Annotated in this window: 21 protein-coding genes; 3 read left to right on the top strand and 18 right to left on the bottom strand. The window is 61.1% G+C overall.

Features of this window, described 5'->3' with window-relative positions:
• Positions 1 to 27: 27 nt before the first annotated feature.
• The 8 genes from guaA to F8N66_RS07505 form a co-directional block, all read right to left on the bottom strand.
• Entirely contained in the window at positions 28 to 1,605 is a 1,578-nt protein-coding gene (guaA, locus tag F8N66_RS07540) for a glutamine-hydrolyzing GMP synthase (protein WP_150769585.1), read from the bottom strand.
• Between the two features lie 99 nt (positions 1,606 to 1,704).
• Positions 1,705 to 3,174 (bottom strand): IMP dehydrogenase, encoded by a 1,470-nt coding sequence (gene guaB / locus F8N66_RS07535; RefSeq protein ID WP_150769584.1) that lies wholly within the window; start codon positions 3,172 to 3,174, stop codon positions 1,705 to 1,707.
• A gap of 228 nt (positions 3,175 to 3,402) precedes the next feature.
• Positions 3,403 to 3,951, bottom strand: a complete 549-nt coding sequence (locus F8N66_RS07530; RefSeq protein WP_150769583.1) for a sugar ABC transporter ATPase — start codon at positions 3,949 to 3,951, stop codon at positions 3,403 to 3,405.
• Between the two features lie 194 nt (positions 3,952 to 4,145).
• The gene (gene purT, locus F8N66_RS07525) at positions 4,146 to 5,327 is read right to left on the bottom strand and encodes a formate-dependent phosphoribosylglycinamide formyltransferase (RefSeq protein WP_150769582.1); all 1,182 of its coding nucleotides are present in this window, start codon (positions 5,325 to 5,327) and stop codon (positions 4,146 to 4,148) included.
• A 100-nt stretch (positions 5,328 to 5,427) separates the two neighbouring features.
• Positions 5,428 to 5,895: a VUT family protein gene (locus tag F8N66_RS07520; protein ID WP_150769581.1), complete on the bottom strand. Its 468-nt coding sequence runs from the start codon at positions 5,893 to 5,895 to the stop codon at positions 5,428 to 5,430.
• Between the two features lie 137 nt (positions 5,896 to 6,032).
• Positions 6,033 to 6,248, bottom strand: a complete 216-nt coding sequence (locus F8N66_RS07515) for a DUF1289 domain-containing protein (protein ID WP_150769580.1) — start codon at positions 6,246 to 6,248, stop codon at positions 6,033 to 6,035.
• Positions 6,245 to 6,769, bottom strand: a complete 525-nt coding sequence (locus F8N66_RS07510) for a gamma carbonic anhydrase family protein (RefSeq protein ID WP_150769579.1) — start codon at positions 6,767 to 6,769, stop codon at positions 6,245 to 6,247. The genes F8N66_RS07515 and F8N66_RS07510 overlap by 4 nt, the downstream gene beginning before the upstream one ends.
• 48 nt (positions 6,770 to 6,817) lie before the next feature.
• Positions 6,818 to 7,417, bottom strand: coding sequence for a CoA pyrophosphatase (locus F8N66_RS07505; RefSeq protein WP_150769578.1), 600 nt, complete (start codon positions 7,415 to 7,417; stop codon positions 6,818 to 6,820).
• A 147-nt stretch (positions 7,418 to 7,564) separates the two neighbouring features.
• On the opposite strand from F8N66_RS07505, the gene F8N66_RS07500 reads away from it, so the two are divergent.
• A complete protein-coding gene (locus tag F8N66_RS07500) occupies positions 7,565 to 8,113 on the top strand; it encodes an NUDIX hydrolase (RefSeq protein ID WP_150769577.1) in 549 nt (182 codons plus the stop codon).
• A gap of 49 nt (positions 8,114 to 8,162) precedes the next feature.
• Positions 8,163 to 8,666 carry a L,D-transpeptidase family protein gene (locus tag F8N66_RS07495; RefSeq protein ID WP_150769576.1) on the top strand — a complete coding sequence of 168 codons (504 nt, stop codon included), beginning with the start codon at positions 8,163 to 8,165 and terminating at the stop codon, positions 8,664 to 8,666.
• A gap of 78 nt (positions 8,667 to 8,744) precedes the next feature.
• Here the strand turns inward: F8N66_RS07495 and F8N66_RS07490 are convergent, their stop codons facing one another.
• Together F8N66_RS07490 and purL are read right to left on the bottom strand one after the other, a co-directional pair.
• On the bottom strand, positions 8,745 to 9,056 hold the full coding sequence (locus tag F8N66_RS07490) for a YqfO family protein (protein WP_150769575.1): 312 nt from the start codon (positions 9,054 to 9,056) through the stop codon (positions 8,745 to 8,747).
• Between the two features lie 5 nt (positions 9,057 to 9,061).
• A complete protein-coding gene (gene purL, locus F8N66_RS07485) occupies positions 9,062 to 12,958 on the bottom strand; it encodes a phosphoribosylformylglycinamidine synthase (protein WP_150769574.1) in 3,897 nt (1,298 codons plus the stop codon).
• Between the two features lie 286 nt (positions 12,959 to 13,244).
• On the opposite strand from purL, the gene mltF reads away from it, so the two are divergent.
• A complete protein-coding gene (mltF, locus tag F8N66_RS07480) occupies positions 13,245 to 14,705 on the top strand; it encodes a membrane-bound lytic murein transglycosylase MltF (protein ID WP_150769573.1) in 1,461 nt (486 codons plus the stop codon).
• A gap of 84 nt (positions 14,706 to 14,789) precedes the next feature.
• On the opposite strand, the gene pdxJ is transcribed toward mltF, so the two are convergent.
• The 8 genes from pdxJ to lptF form a co-directional block, all read right to left on the bottom strand.
• Positions 14,790 to 15,536 (bottom strand): pyridoxine 5'-phosphate synthase, encoded by a 747-nt coding sequence (gene pdxJ, locus F8N66_RS07475; protein ID WP_150769572.1) that lies wholly within the window; start codon positions 15,534 to 15,536, stop codon positions 14,790 to 14,792.
• A gap of 49 nt (positions 15,537 to 15,585) precedes the next feature.
• A complete protein-coding gene (recO, locus tag F8N66_RS07470; RefSeq protein ID WP_150769571.1) occupies positions 15,586 to 16,269 on the bottom strand; it encodes a DNA repair protein RecO in 684 nt (227 codons plus the stop codon).
• A gap of 154 nt (positions 16,270 to 16,423) precedes the next feature.
• On the bottom strand, positions 16,424 to 17,326 hold the full coding sequence (gene era, locus F8N66_RS07465) for a GTPase Era (RefSeq protein WP_150769570.1): 903 nt from the start codon (positions 17,324 to 17,326) through the stop codon (positions 16,424 to 16,426).
• Positions 17,319 to 18,008: a ribonuclease III gene (gene rnc, locus F8N66_RS07460; RefSeq protein WP_150769569.1), complete on the bottom strand. Its 690-nt coding sequence runs from the start codon at positions 18,006 to 18,008 to the stop codon at positions 17,319 to 17,321. The genes era and rnc overlap by 8 nt, the downstream gene beginning before the upstream one ends.
• 182 nt (positions 18,009 to 18,190) lie before the next feature.
• Positions 18,191 to 19,045: a signal peptidase I gene (gene lepB, locus F8N66_RS07455; protein WP_150769568.1), complete on the bottom strand. Its 855-nt coding sequence runs from the start codon at positions 19,043 to 19,045 to the stop codon at positions 18,191 to 18,193.
• 5 nt (positions 19,046 to 19,050) lie between these two features.
• Positions 19,051 to 20,850, bottom strand: coding sequence for a translation elongation factor 4 (gene lepA / locus F8N66_RS07450; protein WP_150769567.1), 1,800 nt, complete (start codon positions 20,848 to 20,850; stop codon positions 19,051 to 19,053).
• Between the two features lie 171 nt (positions 20,851 to 21,021).
• Entirely contained in the window at positions 21,022 to 22,083 is a 1,062-nt protein-coding gene (lptG, locus tag F8N66_RS07445) for an LPS export ABC transporter permease LptG (protein ID WP_150769566.1), read from the bottom strand.
• Complete coding sequence (lptF, locus tag F8N66_RS07440) at positions 22,076 to 23,194, bottom strand: LPS export ABC transporter permease LptF (RefSeq protein WP_150769565.1); 1,119 nt, start codon at positions 23,192 to 23,194, stop codon at positions 22,076 to 22,078. Before lptF ends, lptG begins: the two co-directional genes overlap by 8 nt.
• Positions 23,195 to 23,205 lie beyond the last annotated feature (11 nt).

Genomic DNA, 23,205 nt, shown 5'->3' with positions numbered 1-23,205 from the left:
GCTCAAGCCATCAAGGCTGGCGCGGGATCATTCCCACTCAATGGTCGCTGGCGGCTTGCTCGACACATCGTAGGTGACGCGGGAGATGCCTTCGATTTCATTGATGATGCGGCCGGAAACGGTTTCCAGCAGTTCGTAAGGCAGGTGTGCCCAACGCGCGGTCATGAAGTCGATGGTTTCCACGGCACGCAGGGCCACGACCCAGGCGTAACGACGGCCATCGCCGACCACGCCCACGGATTTCACCGGCTGGAACACCACGAATGCCTGGCTGACCTTGTGGTACCAGTCGGCCTTGCGCAGTTCTTCGATGAAGATGTGGTCGGCGCGACGCAGCAGGTCGGCGTATTCCTTCTTCACTTCACCGAGGATCCGCACGCCCAGGCCCGGGCCCGGGAACGGGTGACGGTAGACCATGTCGTACGGCAGGCCCAGTTCCAGGCCCAGACGACGGACTTCGTCCTTGAACAGTTCGCGCAGGGGTTCAACCAGCTTGAGGTTCATTTCTTCCGGCAGGCCGCCCACGTTGTGGTGCGACTTGATGACGTGGGCCTTGCCGCTTTTCGCGCCAGCCGACTCGATCACGTCCGGGTAGATGGTGCCCTGGGCCAGGTACTTGATGTTTTCCAGTTTGTTGGACTGGGCATCGAAGACGTCGATGAAGGTACGGCCGATGATCTTGCGCTTCTTCTCCGGGTCCGACTCGCCGGCCAGGTTGTCGAGGAACTGGTCCTCGGCGTTGGCGCGGATCACCTTGACGCCCATGTTCTCGGCGAACATGGCCATCACTTGCTCGCCTTCGTGCAGACGCAGCAGGCCGTTGTCGACGAAGACGCAGGTCAGCTGGTCGCCGATGGCCTTGTGCAGCAAGGCTGCTACCACGGAAGAGTCGACACCGCCGGACAGGCCGAGCAGTACGTTGTCGGTGCCGACCTGGGCGCGAACCTGGGCGATGGCGTCTTCAGCGATCTTCGACGGTGTCCACAGCGCTTCGCACTCGCAGATCTCGAGAATGAAGCGCGACAGGATGCGACCGCCTTGCTTGGTGTGGGTCACTTCCGGGTGGAACTGCACGCCGTAGTAGCGACGATCATCGCTGAACATGCCGGCGATCGGGCAGCTCGGGGTGCTGGCCAGGATGTGGAAGTCTTCCGGCATGCGGGTGACCTTGTCACCGTGGCTCATCCACACGTCGAGGCCGAACAGGCCATCGGCGTCGATGTGGTCTTCGATGCCGTCGAGCAGGCGGCTCTTGCCGACCACGTCAACACGGGCATAACCGAACTCACGCAGCTCGGAACCTTCAACCTTGCCGCCCAGTTGCTCGGCCATGGTCTGCATGCCGTAGCAGATACCGAAGACCGGTACGCCCAGGTCCCAGACCGCTTGTGGCGCGCGCGGGCTGTCAGCCACGTGTACCGACTCCGGGCCGCCGGCGAGGATGATCCCCTTCGGTGCGAATTCGCGAATCGCTTCGTCATCCATGTCGAACGGGTGCAGTTCGCAGTACACGCCGATTTCACGCACGCGGCGGGCGATCAGCTGGGTGTACTGGGAACCGAAGTCGAGGATCAGGATGCGGTGAGCGTGAATATCGAGGGCCATGATTCAGTCTCGTCTAAGTCATTCAGAAACAGTCGTGATTCAGAAACAACTCGGGGCTGAATAGAACAGCCCCGGTTGCTTAGCTTTTTGCTGGAAGGCTCAACCTACGCGGTAGTTCGGCGCTTCCTTGGTGATCTGCACGTCATGGACGTGGGACTCGGCCATGCCAGCGCCGGTGATCCGCACGAACTCGGGCTTGGTGCGCATTTCTTCGATGTCGGCACTACCGGTGTAGCCCATGGAAGAACGCAGGCCGCCCATCAGCTGATGGATGATGGCGCTCAGGGTGCCCTTGTACGGAACACGCCCTTCGATGCCTTCCGGAACCAGCTTCTCGGCGCCTGCCGAGGAGTCCTGGAAGTAACGGTCGGAAGAACCTTGCGCCTGGGACATGGCACCCAGCGAACCCATGCCGCGATACGCCTTGTACGAACGGCCCTGGAACAGTTCGATCTCGCCTGGCGCTTCTTCAGTACCGGCGAACATCGAGCCCATCATCACGCAGGAAGCACCGGCCACGATGGCCTTGGACAGGTCACCGGAGAAACGGATGCCGCCGTCGGCGATCAACGGAACACCGGTGCCTTCGAGGGCAGCGGCAACGTTGGCGATGGCGCTGATTTGCGGGACGCCGACACCGGCGACGATGCGGGTGGTGCAGATCGAGCCCGGGCCGATACCGACCTTGACCGCGTCAGCGCCAGCTTCGGCCAGGGCCTTGGCGGCAGCGCCGGTGGCGATGTTGCCGCCGATGACCTGCACTTCAGGGAAGTTCTGCTTGACCCAGCGAACGCGGTCGATCACGCCTTTGGAGTGGCCGTGGGCGGTGTCGACCACCACCACGTCAACACCGGCGTTGACCAGGGCGGCAACGCGGTCACCGGTGTCTTTACCGGTACCGACGGCAGCGCCAACGCGCAGACGACCTTGATCGTCCTTGCTGGCCAGCGGGTAAGCCTTGGCTTTTTCGATGTCGTTGACGGTCATCATGCCCTTGAGGGCGAACTTGTCGTCGACGATCAGCACGCGTTCGATGCGGTGCTTGTGCAGCAGCTCGCGAACGTCGTTCTTGTCGGCGCCTTCCTTGACCGTGACCAGGCGCTCTTTAGGCGTCATCACTTCACGGACACTGGCGTCCAGACGGTTTTCGAAACGCACGTCACGGGAAGTGACGATGCCGACCAGGTCGCCATCGTGCAGCACCGGAACGCCGGAAATGTTGTGCATGCGGGTCAATTCGAACAAATCACGAACCGTGGCGTCAGCCTCGATGGTGATCGGATCCTTGACGACGCCGGCTTCGAACTTCTTGACCTTGCGCACTTCGGCAGCTTGCTGCTCGATGGTCATGTTCTTGTGGATAATGCCGATACCACCTTCCTGAGCCATGGCAATTGCCAGTCGGGCTTCAGTGACGGTGTCCATGGCGGCGGAAACCAGTGGAATATTCAGCTCGATGCCACGGGTAAGGCGGGTCTTGAGACTGACTTCGTTAGGAAGCACCTCGGAATAACCGGGCACTAGGAGAATGTCGTCGAATGTCAGAGCTTCTTGGCTGATACGCAGCATCGCGGGGGCTCCCGAGCGGGAAAATGGAAGCGCGCCATTATAGTCAGACACCCCCTCGGGTTCAATGTAAAACTCTCTGTATTATCGATGCAGTGATCGACGGGGGTTTTGCAACGCAAATCCTTGTAGGAGCGAGCCTGCTCGCGATGAACCTGAGGGCGACGCTTGCTTCCAGAAAGCACGCGTTATCGTTCACGTCCATCGCGAGCATGCTCGCTCCTACAGGGTTCAGAGTTCGACTTTAATCCAGCTCACGGGTTGATCGAGCCAATCGGCGAATTCGTCGAGAAAGCTCTGCTTGAACCCGGCTTCCGCCCAGTTGTTGAAGATGAAACCCAGGTTGGAAAAGCCGCATTCCTGCAAAAACAGAAAGCCGTTGATGTCGTCTTCATGCCCGCATTCGGGGCAGGTGAAGTTATCGGTACGCCCGGGCATCCAGTCTTCCAGGCTTTCAAACAGGGCCTCGCCGATTTCCTTGCGGCACTCGGCACAGCCCGCCTCGCCCAGGAACCCCTTGGCCGGCGTATAGATGCAGCGCTTGGTGATGATTTCCAGGCCGTTGACCGGTTCGCCGAATGGCAACGCTTCCGGGTGCAGGACCACCGCGCGGGCACCGTCACCGATGGCATGGCCCATGCGATTGCCGGTACGGCCGCACGTGGTGAGTTCTTCCTTGATGATGTTCTTGCGCACCAGCCAGCGCACAATCGCCCGGGCCCGGGGCTCGTGCACCGGCAATGTAGAGATTTTCGGGACGATGATGCTTTGCGAATTCATGGGTACAGGCCTGGAGCATTAATAAATGATCGGACGCGAGTTAACTGTAGGAGCGAGCCTGCTCGCGATGGTCGTTAACGATAACGCGTAATCCCTGATTAAACGCGTTGCCCTCAAGTCCATCGCGAGCAGGCTCGCTCCTACAAGGTTCAATAGGCGAGCCCATAGAAGGTATAGGCCCGTCAGAGAGGTTTTTACAGTTCGACAACAACCGCCTGAGACGCACGGGTCGCCTTGGCACGAGCCGCTTCGATCGACTCGTCGCGTGCCAGGGCCACGCCCATCCGGCGCTGGCCGTTGACTTCAGGCTTGCCGAACAGGCGCAGCGCGGTGTCCGGCTCGCTCAACGCCGCGCCCAGGTTGGCGAAAGCGGTCTGGGTCGACTGCCCTTCCACCAGAATCACCGCCGAAGCCGAAGGTCCGAACTGGCGCACCACCGGGATCGGCAAGCCGAGGATCGCCCGTGCATGCAGGGCGAATTGCGACAGGTCCTGGGAAATCATCGTGACCATGCCAGTGTCGTGCGGGCGCGGCGACACTTCGCTGAACCACACCTGATCGCCTTTGATGAACAGCTCGACACCAAACAGGCCACGACCGCCCAAGGCCTCGGTAACGGCTTTGGCCACGCGCTCGGATTCCGCCAGGGCAATCGGGCTCATGGCTTGCGGCTGCCAGGATTCCTGGTAGTCGCCCTTCTCCTGACGATGGCCGACCGGCGCAAGGAATGTGGTGCCGCCGACGTGACGCACGGTCAGCAGGGTGATTTCGTAGTCGAAATCGATGAAGCCTTCGATGATCACCCGGCCTTTGCCGGCACGGCCGCCTTCCTGAGCGTAGTCCCAGGCTGTCTTCACGTCATCGACGCTGCGCAGCAGGCTCTGGCCTTTGCCCGAGGAACTCATGACCGGCTTGACCACGCAGGGGAACCCGAGGTCTTCGACGGCCTTGCTGTAGTCCTCGAAGGTGTCGGCGAAGTGGTAAGGCGAGGTCGGCAGGTCCAGCTCTTCAGCGGCCAGGCGACGGATGCCTTCGCGGTTCATGGTCAGCTGCGTGGCGCGGGCGGTCGGGATCACGGTGAAGCCTTCGGCTTCCAGCTCCACCAGGGTCGCGGTGGCGATGGCTTCGATCTCCGGCACGATGAAGTGCGGTTTCTCGGCTTCGATCACCGCACGCAGGGCCGCGCCGTCGAGCATGTTAATCACGTGGCTGCGGTGGGCAACCTGCATGGCAGGCGCGTTGGCGTAACGGTCAACGGCAATCACTTCAACGCCCAGGCGTTGCAGCTCGATCACCACTTCCTTGCCCAACTCGCCACAGCCACACATCAATACGCGGGTCGCGGTGGGCGACAATGGAGTTCCGATACGGGTCATCTGAGGGTCCTCAAGGAAGCGGATCATCGAGGGAAGCAGCGTCTTGCGCGCATCCCGTGGGAGAAAGCGCGGCATTTTACATGAACCGCGGGGTTTGGCTTCAGCTGACGACGGCCTGTTTGCGCAGACGCCAGGCCATGATCATCCATACGGCGGTGACCCCGGCGAACTTCGAGCCCAGGGCGGTTAGGACCACGCCGGGGGTCAGCGCATCGATCATGCCGAAGAAGATGAAGGTATCAAGGGGAATGCTCAGCGCCGAACTTATCCACAGGCGGTCATGCAGCGGACGTTTGGTGAGGCTGAACACCAGCCAGTCGATGCATTCGGACACCGCGAACGCGGTGGCGCTGGCCAGGGCGATGGACGGGTCGGAGGTGACATAGGACAGCACCAGCGCTGCCAGCATCGCGGCAATCGCGCCGTGGCCGAAGCGGGTCTGCACCATGTCGCGCAAGATGAACACCAGACCGCCCCAGGCCGACCAGATGATGTCCAGGTGCGGAGCGGTGGAAAAGGCGTAGTTGATCAGCACGACGCTGCTGATGTAGGCGATGAGGAAGAGCATGGGCGTACCTGTCAAATTGGCGCACAGGGTACTGCAGCTAAAAACAAAATCAAAAGATCGCAGCCTTCGGCAGCTCCTACAGATGAAGCGCGATCCCCTGTAGGAGCTGCCGAAGGCTGCGATCTTTTGATCTTCTGTTACTGGCCGGGTGTTTTATCCATCATCCACACCAACCCACTGGACTTGGCCCGCTCATGACACAACTCCAGTACCTTGCGGCGTTCCGTATTGTCCATCCGGCTCCAACGGGTGATTTCTTCCACCGTGCGTTGGCAACCGGTGCAGACATCATCGTCATCCAGTGCGCAAATATTCACGCAGGGCGACAGCACCGGGCGTTCTGGCGTGGTCATTCTTCTTGCTCGGCCAAATCACGGGCATAACGCTGCGAGTTATGCACATAGTGAGCGGCGCTGGCTTCCAGCATCTTTTTCTGCGGCTCGGTCAGTTCGCGCACCACTTTGCCGGGCGAGCCCATGACCAGCGAACCGTCCGGGATCTCCTTGCCTTCGCCGATCAGCGAGTTGGCGCCGATGATGCAGTTCTTGCCGATCTTCGCGCCGTTGAGGATCACCGCGTTGATGCCAATCAGGCTGTAATCGCCCACGGTGCAGCCATGCAGCATGGCGTTATGACCGATGGTCACGCCGGTGCCAATGGTCAGCGGGTAACCCATGTCGGTGTGCATCACGGTGCCGTCCTGGACGTTGCTGTTCTTGCCGATCAGGATCAATTCGTTGTCGCCGCGCAGCACGGCGTTGAACCAGACGTTGGCGCCCTCTTCCAGTTTGACCTTGCCCACCAGCACGGCATTGGGCGCAACCCAGCTGTCCGGGTGGGTTTCGACACGGGCGTCGCCCAGGCGGTATTTCATGGTGTTTTCCTCAAGGCATCGCGTGTTCAGGCCATTCGAATGATGGCTTCAGATATTGATAAAGCTTTTCGGCGGTTCATGAAGGCTGATTTTCGCGTCATAGAGCAGGTTGATCAACTCCACGACCATGATCGCCGTCAGCCCCCAGATCTTGTATTCGCCGTAGCGATAGCTCGGCACGTACCAGCTGCGGCCCTGATAATCGATGCGGTGGGTGTGTTCGCGCGGGTCCTTGCGGAAGAATTCCAGGGGCACGCTGAACACGGCGGCAATTTCGGCATCATTGGCCTGGTACTCGACGAAATCCGGAATCACCCCGACATACGGGGTGACCTTGATGCCGTGCAGGGAAATCAGCGGGCTCAGCGGGCCGATCACCTCGACCAGTCCTGGGGGCAGGCCGATTTCTTCCTCGGCCTCGCGCAGGGCGGTGAAAATCAGGTCAGGGTCTTCAGGGTCACGCCGGCCGCCGGGGAAGGCGACTTCGCCGCCATGGGTCGAGAGCCCGCTGGCACGCAGGGTCAATACCAGTTCCGGCTTGTCACTGCGGGTGATGGGCACCAGTACGGCAGCCTCGGGAAAACGTTGGTCAGACTCCAACGTGCGCGGTGTGTGATGACTTACCCGATGCAGTAGCTCGTCCAGCATGAGTGTTCTCGATCTGTGCCTTACCCCGCATCATGCACCAATCGCTTCGGTCGCCCAACCCCCCGGACAGTGGCGTGTCGCTAAACGACAACTTGCCGACAGACACCGCCGCACGCCAAGATAGGCGCAGCAATCAGGAACCCAAGCATGAAATTTTGCAGCCAGTGCGGCAACCCGGTGACCCAACGCATCCCCGAAGGCGATTCGCGCCTGCGATTTGTTTGCGACACCTGCCAGGCCATTCATTACCAGAACCCCAATATCGTCGCCGGCTGCGTAGCGACCTGGGGCACCCAGGTGCTGCTGTGCCGGCGCGCCATCGAACCGCGACGGGGCTACTGGACCCTGCCGGCCGGTTTCATGGAAAACGGCGAAACCATCGAGCAGGCGGCCATTCGCGAAACCGCCGAGGAAGCCTGCGCCCGGGTGCGCAACCTGAGCATCTACACGCTGATCGATGTGCCACACATTAGCCAGGTGCATGTATTCTTCCGCGCCGAGCTGGCGGACCTGAACTTTGCCGCCGGTCCCGAAAGCCTCGAAGTGCAATTATTCGACGAAGCGGACATCCCTTGGGACGAGCTGGCTTTCCGCACCGTGGGCCGTACCTTAGAATGCTTCTTCGCTGACCGGCGGACCGAGGTCTACCCCGTACGGTCCGAATCGATCCCGCCGCTTGCTCAGCCTGCCAACTAAAAAACATCTATAAATAAATAGTCGCGACACCTCCTGGGGAATCGTTTCAATGCGCTGGTTGCTTGCCCTGTTCTGCTTGTCGTTCGTCGCGGTGTCCCAGGCTTCCGCCGTGGAAACGCTCGACGGCAAGGTCATCGAGAAAGTCCTGGTTCTCAAGTCTGCCCACCAATTGCAACTGATCAATGACGGCAAGCCGCTCAAGACCTATCGCATTTCCCTGGGCAAGCGCCCCAAAGGGCCGAAATTGATGGAGGGCGATAAACGCACGCCGGAAGGTTTCTATTGGATTGACTGGCGCAAGGTCAGCGACCGCTTCAACCTGGCGATGCACATTTCCTACCCGAACATCAGCGACTCTGCCCGCGCCCGCCGCGAAGGCGTCGACCCTGGCGGCATGATCATGATCCATGGCACGCCGGACACCGAGGAAAACCCCGAGGACCTGTTCCACACCCTGGACTGGACCGACGGCTGCGTCGCCATGCGCAACGTGGACATGCGCGAAGTCTGGAACCTGGTACCGGACGGCACGATGATCGAAATCCGCCCGTAAATCCCCACGATTGATTCGGGCAATAAAAAACCCGCTGAAATCACTTCAGCGGGTTTTTCATTTCAGCAGCCTGGAAAATCAGAAACCTTCCAGCCGCCATACCTCATAAGCCGGTGTCTCGTAGGGATGGCTCAGTTTCAGCGCCGCCACCACAGCGACGATCAACTCATCGGCCACCACCAGCTCAACTTTCCATTCCTCGACCTTCTCGACCTGCCCCACTTCGCCAATGAACGGCTGGCTGCCGTCCAATGGTCGAAACTGGCCCTGGCCCAACACCTGCCATGAACAGTGATCGTAAGCACCGATCCGCCCGCCACCGGCGGCGAATACGGCACTTTTGACCACTTCGACATGGCTGTCGGGAACAAAAAAGCTGAGCTTGTACACGGCTCTTAGTTCACCCACACACGAGCATTACGGAACATGCGCATCCAAGGAGCGTCTTCGTTCCAGTCGTCCGAACGCCACGAGTTCTGCACGGCGCGGAACACACGCTCCGGGTGCGGCATCATGATGGTCACGCGACCGTCGCGGCTGGTCAGACCGGTGATCCCGCGCGGCGAGCCGTTCGGGTTGGCCGGGTAGGTTTCGGTGACCTTGCCGTGGTTGTCGACGAAACGCATCGCCACGCAACCGGACAGGTCGGCTTCCAGCAAGGCTTCTTCGCTGGCGAACTCGGCATGGCCTTCACCGTGGGCGATGGCGATCGGCATGCGCGAACCGGCCATGCCCTGCAGGAAGATCGAGTTCGATTCCTGAATCTGCACCATGGCGACACGGGCTTCGAACTGCTCGGAACGGTTACGCACGAAGTGCGGCCAGAACTCGCTGCCCGGGATCAGCTCGTGCAGGTTGGACATCATCTGGCAACCGTTGCACACGCCGAGCGTGAAGCTGTCGTTACGCTCGAAGAAACCCTGGAACGCATCGCGGGCACGGCTGTTGAACAGCGCCGATTTGGCCCAGCCTTCACCGGCACCCAGCACGTCGCCGTAGGAGAAACCGCCACAGGCGACCAGGCCCTTGAACTCGTTCAGGTCGACACGGCCGGCCAGAATGTCGCTCATGTGCACGTCGATCGCGTTGAAACCGGCACGGTCGAACGCTGCCGCCATTTCCACCTGACCGTTGACGCCCTGCTCGCGCAGTACGGCAACCTGTGGGCGAATGCCCTTCTTGATGTAAGGCGCGGCGATGTCCTGGTTGACGTCGTAGCTGAGCTTGACGCTCAGGCCCGGGTTGTCTTCTTCCAGCAGCACGTCGAATTCCTGATCGGCGCAATCGGCGTTGTCACGCAGGCGCTGGATCTGGTAGCTCGTTTCGGCCCACTGGCGTTGCAGCAGGCGACGCTGGCCTTCGAACACGGTGTCGCCGTTGAAGGTGATGCTGATCTCGCCGTTGTTGATCGGCTGACCCACCACCGAAACGCAATCGCTCAGGCCGGCGGCGCTGAACTGCGCGAGGATGTCCGGGGTCGCGTCCTGGCGAACCTGGATCACCGCGCCCAATTCTTCGTTGAACAGGATCGCGGCGATGTCGGCCGAGGTTTCGGCCAGGCCGTCGAGGTTCAGGCTCAGGCCGCAATGACCGGCGAAGGCCATTTCCACGGCGCTGGTCAGCAGGCCACCGTCGGAACGGTCGTGGTACGCCAGCAGATGACCGTCGGCATTCAGGCCCTGGATCACGGCGAAGAAGGCTTTCAGGTCTTCGGCGTCATCGACGTCCGGCGCTTGCGAGCCGAGCTTGCCGTGCACCTGAGCCAGGATCGAGGCGCCCATGCGGTTCTGGCCACGGCCCAGGTCGATCAGGATCAGGTCGGTGGTGCCCTTGTCCATGCGCAGTTGCGGGGTCAGGGTCTGGCGGATGTCAGTCACTGGCGCGAAACCGGTGACGATCAGCGACATTGGCGAGGTGACCGCCTTGTCCACGCCTTCGTCGTTCCAGCGAGTGGCCATGGACATCGAGTCCTTGCCCACCGGAATGGTGATACCCAGCTCCGGGCACAGTTCCATGCCGACGGCTTTCACGGTGTCGTACAGACGCGCGTCTTCACCCGGGTGGCCGGCGGCGGACATCCAGTTCGCCGACAGCTTGATGTCGGAGATCTTGCCGATGCGCGAAGCCGCGATGTTGGTCAGGGTCTCGCCGATGGCCATGCGGCCCGACGCCGGAGCGTCCAGCAAGGCCAGCGGAGTACGCTCGCCCATGGCCATGGCTTCACCGGTGTAGACGTCGAAGCTGGTGGCGGTGACGGCAACGTCGGCCACCGGCACCTGCCACGGGCCGACCATCTGGTCGCGGGCCACGAGGCCGGTGATGGTGCGGTCGCCGATGGTGATCAGGAAGCTCTTGCTCGCCACGGCCGGGTGATGCAGGACGCGCTCGACGCAGTCGGCGATGTTCAGGGTCGACGGATCGAAATCGTCGCCCAGCTCGTTTTCACGAACCACCGAACGGTGCATGCGCGGGGCCTTGCCCAGCAGCACTTCGAGCGGCATGTCCACCGGGCTGTTGCCGAAGTGGCTGTCGGTCACGGTCAGCTGCGGCTCGGCCGTGGCTTCGCCGACCACGGCGAACGGGCAACGCTCGCGTTCGCAGATTGCCTTGAAGCGCTCGAAGTCAGCCGGACCGACCGCCAGAACGTAACGTTCCTGGGATTCGTTGCTCCAGATTTCGTGCGGGGCCATGCCCGGCTCGTCGTTTGGAATGTTGCGCAATTCGAAACGGCCACCACGGTCGCCGTCGTTGACCAGTTCCGGGAAGGCGTTGGACAGACCGCCCGCACCGACGTCGTGGATGAAGCTGATCGGGTTCTTGTCACCCAGTTGCCAGCAACGGTCGATGACTTCCTGGCAGCGACGTTCCATTTCCGGGTTTTCGCGCTGTACCGAAGCGAAGTCCAGGTCCGCCGAGCTGGTGCCGGTGGCCATGGAGGAAGCCGCGCCGCCGCCCAGGCCGATCAGCATCGCCGGGCCGCCCAGCACGATCAGCTTGGAGCCCACGACGATCTCGCCTTTCTTGACGTGCTCTTCACGGATGTTGCCCATGCCGCCGGCCAGCATGATCGGCTTGTGGTATCCGCGGACTTCATCGCCATGAGGCGTGGTGATCGATTGTTCAAAGGTACGGAAGTAACCGGTCAGCGCCGGACGGCCGAATTCGTTGTTGAACGCGGCGCCGCCCAGCGGACCTTCGATCATGATGTCCAGCGCGGTGACGATGCGCTCAGGCTTGCCGTACGGCACTTCCCACGGCTGTTCGAAACCCGGGATCTGCAGGTTGGACACGGTGAAACCGGTCAGGCCGGCCTTGGGCTTGGCGCCACGACCGGTCGCACCTTCGTCGCGGATCTCGCCACCGGAACCGGTGGACGCGCCCGGGAACGGGGCAATCGCGGTCGGGTGGTTGTGGGTCTCGACCTTCATCAGGATGTGCACCGGCTCCTGCACCGCGCCGTACTGGCGGGTTTCAGGGTCCGGGAAGAAACGCCCGGCCACGGAGCCGACGATCACCGACGCGTTGTCCTTGTAAGCCGACAGAACGCCCTCGCTGTGCATCACGTAGGTGTTCTTGATCATGCCGAACAGGCTTTTTTCCTGGCTCTGGCCGTCGATGTCCCAACTGGCGTTGAAGATCTTGTGACGGCAGTGCTCGGAGTTCGCCTGGGCGAACATCATCAGTTCGATGTCATGCGGGTTGCGCTTCAAGCCGACGAAGGCGTTGACCAGGTAGTCGATCTCGTCTTCGGCCAGGGCCAGGCCCAGCTCGGTGTTGGCTTTTTCCAGCGCGGCGCGGCCGCCACCCAACACGTCGATCGCGGTCAGGGGCTTGGGTTCGGCGTGGCTGAACAGACCGGCGGCCTGTTCGAGGTTGCCCAGCACGATCTGGGTCATGCGGTCGTGCAGTGCGTCGGCAATCAGCTGAGCTTCAGCGTCGCTGAACTGGCCCGCTACATAGAAGGCGATGCCGCGCTCCAGGCGCTGGATCTTGGTCAGGCCGCAATTGCGAGCGATGTCGCTGGCCTTGCTCGACCATGGCGAAATGGTGCCGAAACGCGGCAGCACGAGGAACAGACGACCGGTCGGCTCCTGGACCGGAACACTTGGACCGTACTTCAGAAGGCGCGCGAGCACCTGCTGTTCGTCGTCGGTCAGGACGCCGGTCACTTCGGCGAAGTGAGCGAATTCAGCATACAGGCCGCTGACAGCCGGGACCTTCTGGCTCAGTTGCTCAAGGAGTTTGCTGTGGCGAAAGGCAGAAAGGGCAGGAGCGCCGCGCAGGATCAACATCTTCGGGACAGCCTCGGGAAGGGGTGTGCTTTGAGGCCGTGCATTCTAGCCTAAACAGCCCGCGACATCACCCGAAACGCTACGCGCGGTTGCACCCGGGCGTCGGCCCGGCGATCCGGACCGGTCAACGGTGCCGATCGAGTCGTTCGCCACGGGATATTTTTGCGCTCAAGAAATGTCGCCAGGGCCCATTCCTGCGGGCTTTGCGCAGGTTTTTCGCGCTCTAGCAGACTAGCCCTTCGCTGTCGAGATATGGCGCTCGTGGTCCTTTGCGTATACTGCGCAAATGTTTTCCCCAACGGCTTTGCGTCCGCGGTACGCCAAATGGCTGATCGCAACCGGACTCTTCCTGATGCTCAGTGGCTGTGTTGATAAACCCAACACCCTGGAGCGCGTAAAGGAGGATGGTGTGCTGCGGGTGGTTACCCGAAACAGCCCCGCCACCTACTTTCAGGATCGCAACGGTGAAACCGGCTTCGAATACGAGCTGGTGAAGCGCTTCGCCGACGATCTGGGGGTGGAGCTGAAGATCGAGACCGCCGACAACCTCGACGACCTCTTCAACCAGGTCGGCAAGCCCAATGGCCCGGTGCTGGCGGCGGCCGGCCTGGTCAGCAGTGAAGCCCGCAAGAAGCAGGTGCGGTTTTCCCACTCCTATCTCGAAGTCACCCCGCAGATCATCTACCGCAACGGCCAGTCGCGCCCCACCGACGCGAAGGATCTGGTGGGCAAGAAGATCATGGTGCTCAAGGGCAGCACCCACGCCGATCAACTGGCCCAGCTGAAACAGAAATTCCCCGGCATCGACTACGAAGAGTCCGACGCGGTCGAGGTCGTCGATCTCCTGCGCATGGTGGACGAAGGTCAGATCGACCTGACCCTGGTCGACTCCAACGAAGTGGCGATGAACCAGGTGTATTTCACCAACATACGCGTGGCCTTCGACCTGGGCGATGCCAGCAACCAGAGCTGGGCGGTGGCGGCCGGCGAAGACAACAGCCTGCTCAACGAAATCAACGAATACCTCGACAAGGTCAAGAAAAACGGCACCTTGCAACGGCTCAAGGACCGCTACTACGGCCACGTCGACGTCCTCGGCTACATGGGCGCCACCACCTTCGCCCAACACTTGCAGCAACGCCTGCCCAAGTACGAACAGCATTTCAAGGCGTACGCCAAAAAGGAAAAAGTCGACTGGCGCCTGCTGGCGGCGGTCGGGTATCAGGAGTCCCTCTGGCAACCGGCCGTCACCTCCAAGACCGGCGTGCGCGGCCTGATGATGCTGACCCAGAACACCGCGCAGGCCATGGGCGTGTCCAACCGCCTCGACCCCAAGCAGAGCATCATGGGTGGCGCCAAGTACCTGGCCTACATGAAAGAACAGCTGGACGAGTCGATCCAGGAACCGGATCGCACCTGGTTTGCCCTGGCGGCCTACAACGTGGGCAGCGGTCACCTGGATGACGCGCGCAAACTGGCGGCCAAGGAAGGGCTGAATCCGGACAAGTGGCTGGACGTGAAGAAAATCCTGCCGCGCCTGTCCGAGAAGAAGTGGTACAGCAAGACCCGTTACGGCTACGCCCGTGGCGGCGAGCCGGTGCATTTCGTGGCGAACATCCGTCGCTACTACGACATCCTGACCTGGGTCACGCAGCCGCAGCTTGAAGGCGACCAGGTGGCCGAGGGCAAACTGGTGGTACCGGGGATCGACAAGAGCAAGCCGGCGCAGGAAACCCCGCAGCTCTAAAGCAAAAGATCGCAGCCTGCGGCAGCTCCTACAGAAAAAACGCATTCCACTGTAGGAGCTGCCGCAGGCTGCGATCTTTTGATCTTAACCCTTCAATGCAGCCGCCAGAATCAGCGCCTTCATCTCTGACACGGCCGACTTGAAGCCGACGAACAGCGCATGAGCCACCAGCGCATGGCCGATGTTCAGTTCGTTGATGCCCTTGATCGCCGCCACCGCCTCGACGTTGTGGTAGTGCAGGCCATGACCGGCATTGACGATCAGCCCCTGGGCCAGGCCAAACGCCACGCCATCGGCGACGCGCTTGAGCTCTTCAGCCACGTCGGCCGGCGTCTCGGCATCGGCATAACGACCGGTGTGCAACTCGATGGCCGGCGCACCGACACGGCGCGAAGCTTCGATCTGCCGCTCATCGGCATCAATGAACAGAGACACTTCGGAGCCGATCTTCGACAGGCGCTCCACAGCGGCCTTGATCCGCGCTTCCTGACCCGCCACGTCCAGGCCGCCTTCGGTGGTCAGCTCCTGACGGGTTTCCGGCACCAGGCAAATGTGCGCCGGACGAATACGCTCGGCGAACGCCATCATTTCTTCGGTCACGCCCATTTCGAAGTTCATGCGGGTTTGCAGCACGTCCTTGAGCAGCAGCACATCGCGCTCCTGGATGTGGCGGCGGTCTTCGCGCAGGTGCACGGTGATGCCGTCAGCGCCCGCCTCTTCCGCATCCAGTGCTGCCTTGACCGGGTCCGGGTAGCGAGTGCCCCGGGCCTGACGCAGGGTGGCAACGTGGTCGATGTTCACGCCAAGAAGAATGCGGGTGCTGGTGGTCACGGAAGCGCTCCAGAAGAAGAGAAAGTTCGGTGCACAGCATACGGTGTGATCAGGGCTTGCGAAACAGCTCGCGACTGACAAGTGGCCGACCACCCAAATGAACCGCCAGCGCCTGACGCATCAAGCGCTTGGCGGCGGACAACGCGCCGGGGGCGCTCCAGTCAGCGTCCGCCATGGCCAGCAACTCGGCGCCATTGAACAGCCCCGGTTGCAACAGGTAGACCCTCTCCAGTCCCGCATCCACTTGCAAGCGGTACAGACCGTCAGGCGCGATGGGCGCGTCATGGATGTCGGTGCTCAGGGCAAAGCCGTAACCCAGGTCATCCAGCAACCGCCATTCGAAGGATCGCAGCAAGGGTTCCAACGGTCGACCTTCGGCCAGGGCCAGCAGTGTCGCGGCGTAATGATCGAAGACACCGGGATGGGGATCTTCGGCAGGCAGCAGGCGAATCAGCAACTCATTGAGATAGAGGCCGCTGAACAGCGTCTCGCCGATGAGCCAGGTGGACACGCCGGCACTTTCCATGCGCCCGACATTCTTCAGTTCGCCACGCCCCCGGAATTCGACCTCCAGCGGCACGAATGGCCGCGCCAGCGTCCCGGCCTTGCCCCGCGCACTGCGCAGCACCGCCCGCAACCGACCTTGCGGCGTGAGGAAGTCCACCAGGGCGCTGTTTTCGCGGTAGGCGCGGGAGTGGAGGACGTAGGCGGGCTGGCTGATGGGTTGGGACATGGGGGTTCTCAATGACGGAACGCAGCTTTACATACAGCCAGAAACCACTGTGGGAGCGGGCTTGCTCGCGAAAGCGGTGTAACAGCCAACATGAATGCTGAATGTTACATCCTCTTCGCGAGCAAGCCCGCTCCCACAGTAGATCTATGTCGGCTTACAGGTCGCCGTAACCCAACGAACGCAGCGCGCGCTCGTCATCGGACCAGCCACCCTTAACCTTGACCCAAAGGTTAAGCATGATCTTGGAGTCGAACAGCAGCTCCATGTCCTTGCGCGCCTCGGTGCCGATGCGCTTGATGCGCTCGCCCTTGTCGCCAATGATGATTTTCTTCTGGCCGTCGCGTTCGACGAGGATCAAGGCATGAATGTGCAGGGTTTTCCCTTGCTGCTTGAACTCTTCGATTTCGACGGTGATCTGGTACGGCAGCTCGGCGCCCATCTGACGCATGATTTTTTCACGCACCAGTTCAGCGGCGAGGAAGCGGCTGCTGCGGTCGGTGATCTGGTCTTCCGGGAAGAAGTGATCGTTTTCCGGCAGATGCCCGGCAATCACCCGCTCCAGCGCATCGAGGTTGTGCCCGTGCTGAGCCGAAATCGGGATGATCTGCGCGTTCGGCAGCTGCTCCTGCAACCAGGACAGGTGCGGCATCAGCTCGGCCTTGTCCTCGATGCGATCGGTCTTGTTCAGCGCGACGATCAACGGGCCGGTCACGTACTGCACGCGTTCGAGGACCATCTGGTCCTCTTCGGTCCACTTGGTGCGGTCAACCACGAAGATCACCACGTCGACGTCTTTCAACGCCGCCGAAGCGGTCTTGTTCATGTAGCGGTTCAGGGCCTTCTCGCCACCCTTGTGCATGCCGGGCGTGTCGACATAGATCGCCTGCACGTCGCCTTCGGTCTTGATACCGAGCATGTTGTGACGGGTGGTTTGCGGCTTGCGCGAGGTGATCGCCAGCTTCTGGCCCAGGATGTGGTTGAGCAACGTGGACTTGCCCACGTTCGGACGGCCGACGATGGCAACATAGCCACAGCGTGTTGCGTTTGAATCAGTCATTGCCATTCTCCACACCCAGGGCAATCAGTGCTGCGGCGGCCGCTACCTGTTCGGCAATACGACGACTCACACCCTGACCTCGGCTTTTTTCATTCAGTAAAGTGATTTCACATTCGACGAAGAACGTCCGGCAATGCGGCTCACCCTGGATATCCACCACTTCGTAACGCGGCAGTTCGCAGCTACGGGATTGCAGGAACTCCTGCAGGCGGGTTTTCGGATCCTTGTTGGTGTCAACCAGCGTCAGGCCTTCGAACTCCCCGGCCAGCCAGGCCAGTACGCGCTCGCGTGCCACTTCCATGCCCGCGTCGAGGTAGATCGCACCAATCAGCGCTTCCAGGGCATCGGCCAGGATCGACTCGCGACGGAAACCGCCGCTTTTCAGTTCGCCCGAACCCAGGCGCAGGTATTCACCCAGATCGAAACCGCGGGCCAGCACAGCCAGGGTCTCACCTTTCACCAGGCGCGCGCGCAAACGTGATAACTGGCCTTCGCGGGCCAACGGGAAGCGATCGAAGAGCGCCTCGCCGGCGACGAAGTTGAGGATGGCGTCACCGAGGAACTCCAGGCGTTCGTTGTTACGCCCGGCAAAGCTGCGGTGAGTCAGGGCCAGGACCATCAGTTCCTGATCCTTGAAGGTGTAGCCGAGCTGACGCTCGAGACGGCTTAGAGAGACGCTCACGGTTTTCCCACGCTGAGTTCGTGGTTGGATTCCACCGCCATCGCCAGGTACTGGCGCAGGCTTGGGACAATTAACGCTGTGTTCAAAAATAACGTCCTGAATATCGTTGTTCATGCTTCTGCCGCCGATTGTGCCGACTCCAGAAATGCATTCGGCGCTGTGTTCAACAGCGCCGTGTGTGATTACTGGATCAGGCCAACCCGCGAGAAATTCGGCAGGTGACTGAGTTTGGGTTCCGGCCAGCTCATCCAGACTGCAAAGGCCTTGCCGACGATATTCTTGTCGGGAACCATGCCCAGCAGATCCTTGGGAATGTTCGGATCATCCCAGTAGCGACTGTCGTTGGAGTTGTCGCGGTTGTCGCCCATCATGAAGTAGTGCCCGGCAGGCACGGTCCACGTACGGTCCGGCGTTGCGCGGTAGCGGCTCATTTCCTTGCGGATCAGGTGCTCGGCGACGCCGAGTTTTTCCTTGTAGAGCTCGGCGCTGCCCAACGTGCCCGGCTCGGAGCCGACCAGTTGCTCGGCAATCGACTCGCCGTTGACGAACAGACGCTTGTCGGCGGTATAGCGAACCTGGTCACCCGGCAAGCCGACGACACGCTTGATGTAGTTGACGTTCGGATCGCTTGGATAGCGGAACACCATCACATCGCCGCGTTGTGGTTCACCGACCTCGATGATTTTCTTGTCGATCACCGGCAGGCGGATCCCGTAGGAAAACTTGCTCACCAGAATGAAGTCGCCGACATCCAGGGTCGGTTTCATCGAGCCGGAAGGAATCTGGAACGGCTCCACCAGGAACGAACGCAGCACCAGCACGATGAACAACACCGGGAAGAACGATTTGCCGTACTCGACCAGCAGCGGCTCCTTGTTCAGCTTCTCGACCACCACGACATCAGGCTGGCTGACGCTGCCCTGATAGGAGGCAATGGCGGCCCGCCGACGCGGTGCCAGGACCAGCAGATCAAGCAACGCCAACAGGCCGCAGACGAACACGGCGATGACCAGCAACAGCGGGAAATTTAGTGACATAGGACCTAACTATCCAACCTGAGCACGGCAAGGAAGGCTTCTTGTGGAATTTCCACGTTACCGACCTGCTTCATGCGTTTTTTACCGGCCTTTTGCTTTTCCAGCAGCTTTTTCTTACGGCTGACGTCACCACCGTAGCATTTGGCCAATACGTTCTTTCTGAGTGCCTTGACGGTTGTACGCGCCACAATCTGACCGCCAATGGCGGCCTGGATTGCCACGTCGAACATCTGCCGCGGAATCAGGTCTTTCATCTTCTCGGTCAACTGGCGACCTTTGTAGTGCGAGTTGTCACGGTGCACGATCAACGCCAGGGCGTCGACTTTATCGCCGTTGATCAGCACATCCAGTTTCACCAGATTAGCCGATTGGTAACGATCGAAATGATAATCCAGCGAAGCATAGCCACGACTGGTGGATTTCAGGCGGTCGAAGAAGTCCAGCACCACTTCGTTCATCGGCAGGTCATAGGTCACCTGCACCTGGGAACCGAGGAACAGCATGTCGTGCTGCACGCCACGCTTCTCGATGCACAGGGTGATGACGTTGCCCAGGTGCTCCTGCGGCACAAGGATATTGGCCCGCACGATCGGCTCGCGCATGTCTTCGATCGACGACAGATCCGGCAGTTTCGACGGGTTATCGACGTAGATCGTCTCACCGGTCTTGAGCAGCAGCTCGAAGATTACCGTCGGAGCGGTGGTGATCAGGTCCAGGTCGTACTCGCGCTCCAGGCGCTCCTGGATGATTTCCATGTGCAGCATGCCGAGGAACCCGCAACGGAAGCCGAAGCCCAGGGCGTCGGAACTTTCCGGGGTGTACTGCAGGGACGAGTCGTTCAGGGTGAGCTTCTGCAGCGCTTCACGGAAGTCTTCGAAGTCGTCGGAGCTGACCGGGAACAGGCCGGCGTACACCTGCGGCTGAATACGTTTGAAACCTGGCAGCACATCGACGTCCGGCGTCGAGCTCAAGGTCAGGGTATCGCCCACTGGCGCCCCGTGAATGTCCTTGATGCCGGCGATGATGAAGCCTACTTCGCCGGCCTTCAGGTCGACGGTGGCGGTGTGTTTAGGGTTGAAGACACCGACGCTGTCCACCAGGTGGATCTTGCCGGTGGACTTGACCAGAATCTTGTCGCCCTTCTTCACGCGGCCGTGGCGTACGCGCACCAGGGACACAACGCCCAGGTAGTTGTCGAACCAGGAGTCGATGATCAGCGCTTGCAGCGGATCTTCGATATTGCCGGTCGGCGCCGGAATGGTAGCGACCAGGCGCTCCAGCACTTCATCGACGCCCAGACCGGTCTTGGCGCTGCAAGTGACCGCGTCGGTGGCATCGATGCCGATGATTTTCTCGATTTCTTCCTTCACGCGGTCCGGATCGGCCTGTGGCAGGTCGATCTTGTTCAGCACCGGCATCACTTCCAGGCCCTGCTCGATCGCCGTGTAGCAGTTGGCAACCGATTGTGCTTCCACGCCCTGGCCGGCATCGACCACCAGCAGTGCGCCTTCACAGGCCGCCAGCGAGCGGCTGACTTCATAGGTGAAGTCAACGTGGCCGGGGGTGTCAATGAAGTTCAGCTGATAGTTGATACCATCTTTGGCTTTGTAATACAGGGTGACGCTGTGCGCCTTGATGGTGATCCCGCGTTCACGCTCAAGATCCATGGAATCCAGTACCTGGGCTTCCATTTCACGCTCGGCCAGGCCGCCGCACATCTGGATGAAGCGATCGGCCAGCGTCGACTTGCCATGGTCAATGTGGGCGATGATGGAGAAATTGCGGATATGACTCAAATCACTCACGGATCAACACTCAAAAAGGCTGCAGGCATAGCCCGCCGAAAAATAGCCGGGAATTGTACCTGATCCACGGCGCAAGCGTCACGTTCGCAGGTCAGACGGCGCGTACAAAAACGCCCCGGTCTCGCGACAGGGGCGTTTTTTCATGGGCCTGGAGCGGTAAAAGCCCCGCCGTCAACCGGCGCGACGCAACAGCCAGAGCCCCGCCAGGGCGCAGACACCGGCCGGCACCAGCACTGCAAACAGCGGCGGAAAACCGAATACCAGGCTCGACGGCCCCAGCAAATCCTGGGCGATACGGAAGGTGAAACCCACCAGCACCCCGGTAAACACCCGCTGGCCGAGGGTCACCGAACGCAACGGACCGAAAATGAAGGAGATCGCCATCAACACCAGGGCGGCGGTCACCAGCGGCTGCAACACCTTGACCCAAAACGCCAGCCAGTAGCGACCGTTGTTCAGCCCCTGATCCGCCAGGTAGTGGATATAACCCCAGAGACCGGTGATCGACAGCGACTCGGGCGCCATGACCACGGTACTCAGCAATTGCGGGCTCAACGCCACGTCCCAGCGCTCGACCGGCGCGCTGACCACTTCGGTGCTCTTTTCATGGAACAGCGTGGTGGTGACGTCGCTCAGCTGCCAGTGATCCTTGTCGAACTCGGCGCGCTTGGCGAAGCTCGATGACAAGATGTGACGCTCGCCATCGAAGCGATAACGGGTCACGCCATACAGCAGACCGTTGGGTTGCACCGAGTTGACGTGGATGAACTCGTCGCCCTGACGGTGCCACAGACCGTGCTTGGCACTTTGCGCATCGCCGCTGCCCTGGGCCAGCGAGCGATTGGCCTGGGCGGTGCTTTCAGTGGCCGGCGCGATGTACTCGCCAATCAGCAGTCCCACCACCATCAGCACCAGCATCGGCTTCATCACCGCCCAGACGATCCGCCCGACCGAGACCCCGGCCGCGCGCATGATGGTCAGCTCGCTGTTGCTGGCCAGGCTGCCCAGGCCGATCAGGCAACCGATCAGCGCGGCCATTGGCAGCATGTCGTACAAGCGACGCGGCGCGGTCAGCAGCACGTAACTCAGAATATCAAGCAAGGTATAGGTGTCGCTGGCATCGCCCATCTCATCGATGAACGCAAACAAGGTCGCCAGGCCCAGAATAATCCCCAGCACGGCCAGGATCGCCATGAACACGCTGCTACCGATGTAGCGGTCGAGCTTAACCACGGGCCACCTCCAGCGCGCTGCGGCGACTCGCCATCTTCAAGCGCAGGGGTTCCCAGTAGAGCAGGCCCAGACCAATGACCAGGAAGATCGCGTGCACCCACCACAGACCGATCGCGGGCGGAATCTTGCCCTTTTCGAGGGCGCCGCGCGCGGCAATCAGGATGGTCAGGTAAGCCATATAAAGAAGAATCGCCGGCAGCAGCTTGAGGAAACGGCCCTGGCGTGGATTGACCCGCGACAGCGGCACCGCCATCAGGGTCACGATGAACACCAGCAACGGCAACGACAGACGCCATTGCAGCTCGGTGCGGGAACGGATGTCGTCGCTACCCAGCAAGGACGCGGTGGTCATCGCATCGCGATCGGTCACTTCATCACTGACATCCGGCTTGGGCAGCAGCACGCCGTACTCTTCGTACTTGATCGCACGGTAATCGGCTTGCCCGGGGTTACCGTCATAACGGTAGCCATTGTCGAGGATCAGGTAACGGTTGCCGTCGGGACGGATCTCCTGGCGGCCCTTTTCGGCCACCAGCACGGAGATCCCGCGGTCCTTCTTGTCGGAATTGATGTTCTTCTGCGAAATGAACACGCCGCCCAGGTTGATGCGGTCATCCGACAACTGTTCGGTGTAGGTCACCCGGGTACCGTCGCGCAGGGCCTGGAAACGCCCAGGCTCCAGGGTATCGAATTCGGTCAGGGCATCTTGCTTGTTCAGCAGCAGCTGGAACTGATTGGCACCTTGTGGCGCCAGGCTCAGGCTCAACCAGGCAACCACCAGCGCCACCAGCGTGGCCGGGAACAGGGTCATGCGAAACAGGCGTTGCTGGCTCATGCCGGTGGCCGAGAGCACGGTCATTTCGCTTTCGAGGTACAGGCGACCGTAGGACAGCAGGATGCCGAGAAACAGGCCCAGAGGCAGGATCAGCTGCAGGAAGCCGGGCAGGCGAAAGCCCATGATCAGGAACAGCGAGCCCGGATCCAGCTGGCCGGAGGCGGCCTGGGCGAGGTATTTGATGAAGCGCCCGCTCATGATGATGACCAGCAGCACGCCGCTCACGGCGCTCAAGGTCAACAGGACTTCGCGGGATAGATAACGGAAGACAATCAAACCAGACACTC

Origin of the sequence: Pseudomonas fluorescens (assembly GCF_902498195.1) — a bacterium.
Lineage (GTDB): Bacteria > Pseudomonadota > Gammaproteobacteria > Pseudomonadales > Pseudomonadaceae > Aquipseudomonas > Aquipseudomonas fluorescens_BU.
Note: the sequence above shows the minus strand (reverse complement) of the source record. Positions and strands in the feature narration are given on the sequence as shown.

Bases quoted from the DNA above. Each gene is read 5' to 3' on its own strand.
- guaA (WP_150769585.1), bottom strand. From the start codon at position 1,605: ATGGCCCTCGATATTCACGCTCACCGCATCCTGATCCTCGACTTCGGT.
- guaB (WP_150769584.1), bottom strand. From the start codon at position 3,174: ATGCTGCGTATCAGCCAAGAAGCTCTGACATTCGACGACATTCTCCTA.
- F8N66_RS07530 (WP_150769583.1), bottom strand. From the start codon at position 3,951: ATGAATTCGCAAAGCATCATCGTCCCGAAAATCTCTACATTGCCGGTG.
- purT (WP_150769582.1), bottom strand. From the start codon at position 5,327: ATGACCCGTATCGGAACTCCATTGTCGCCCACCGCGACCCGCGTATTG.
- F8N66_RS07520 (WP_150769581.1), bottom strand. From the start codon at position 5,895: ATGCTCTTCCTCATCGCCTACATCAGCAGCGTCGTGCTGATCAACTAC.
- F8N66_RS07515 (WP_150769580.1), bottom strand. From the start codon at position 6,248: ATGACCACGCCAGAACGCCCGGTGCTGTCGCCCTGCGTGAATATTTGC.
- F8N66_RS07510 (WP_150769579.1), bottom strand. From the start codon at position 6,769: ATGAAATACCGCCTGGGCGACGCCCGTGTCGAAACCCACCCGGACAGC.
- F8N66_RS07505 (WP_150769578.1), bottom strand. From the start codon at position 7,417: ATGCTGGACGAGCTACTGCATCGGGTAAGTCATCACACACCGCGCACG.
- F8N66_RS07500 (WP_150769577.1), top strand. From the start codon at position 7,565: ATGAAATTTTGCAGCCAGTGCGGCAACCCGGTGACCCAACGCATCCCC.
- F8N66_RS07495 (WP_150769576.1), top strand. From the start codon at position 8,163: ATGCGCTGGTTGCTTGCCCTGTTCTGCTTGTCGTTCGTCGCGGTGTCC.
- purL (WP_150769574.1), bottom strand. From the start codon at position 12,958: ATGTTGATCCTGCGCGGCGCTCCTGCCCTTTCTGCCTTTCGCCACAGC.
- mltF (WP_150769573.1), top strand. From the start codon at position 13,245: ATGTTTTCCCCAACGGCTTTGCGTCCGCGGTACGCCAAATGGCTGATC.
- recO (WP_150769571.1), bottom strand. From the start codon at position 16,269: ATGTCCCAACCCATCAGCCAGCCCGCCTACGTCCTCCACTCCCGCGCC.
- era (WP_150769570.1), bottom strand. From the start codon at position 17,326: ATGACTGATTCAAACGCAACACGCTGTGGCTATGTTGCCATCGTCGGC.
- lepB (WP_150769568.1), bottom strand. From the start codon at position 19,045: ATGTCACTAAATTTCCCGCTGTTGCTGGTCATCGCCGTGTTCGTCTGC.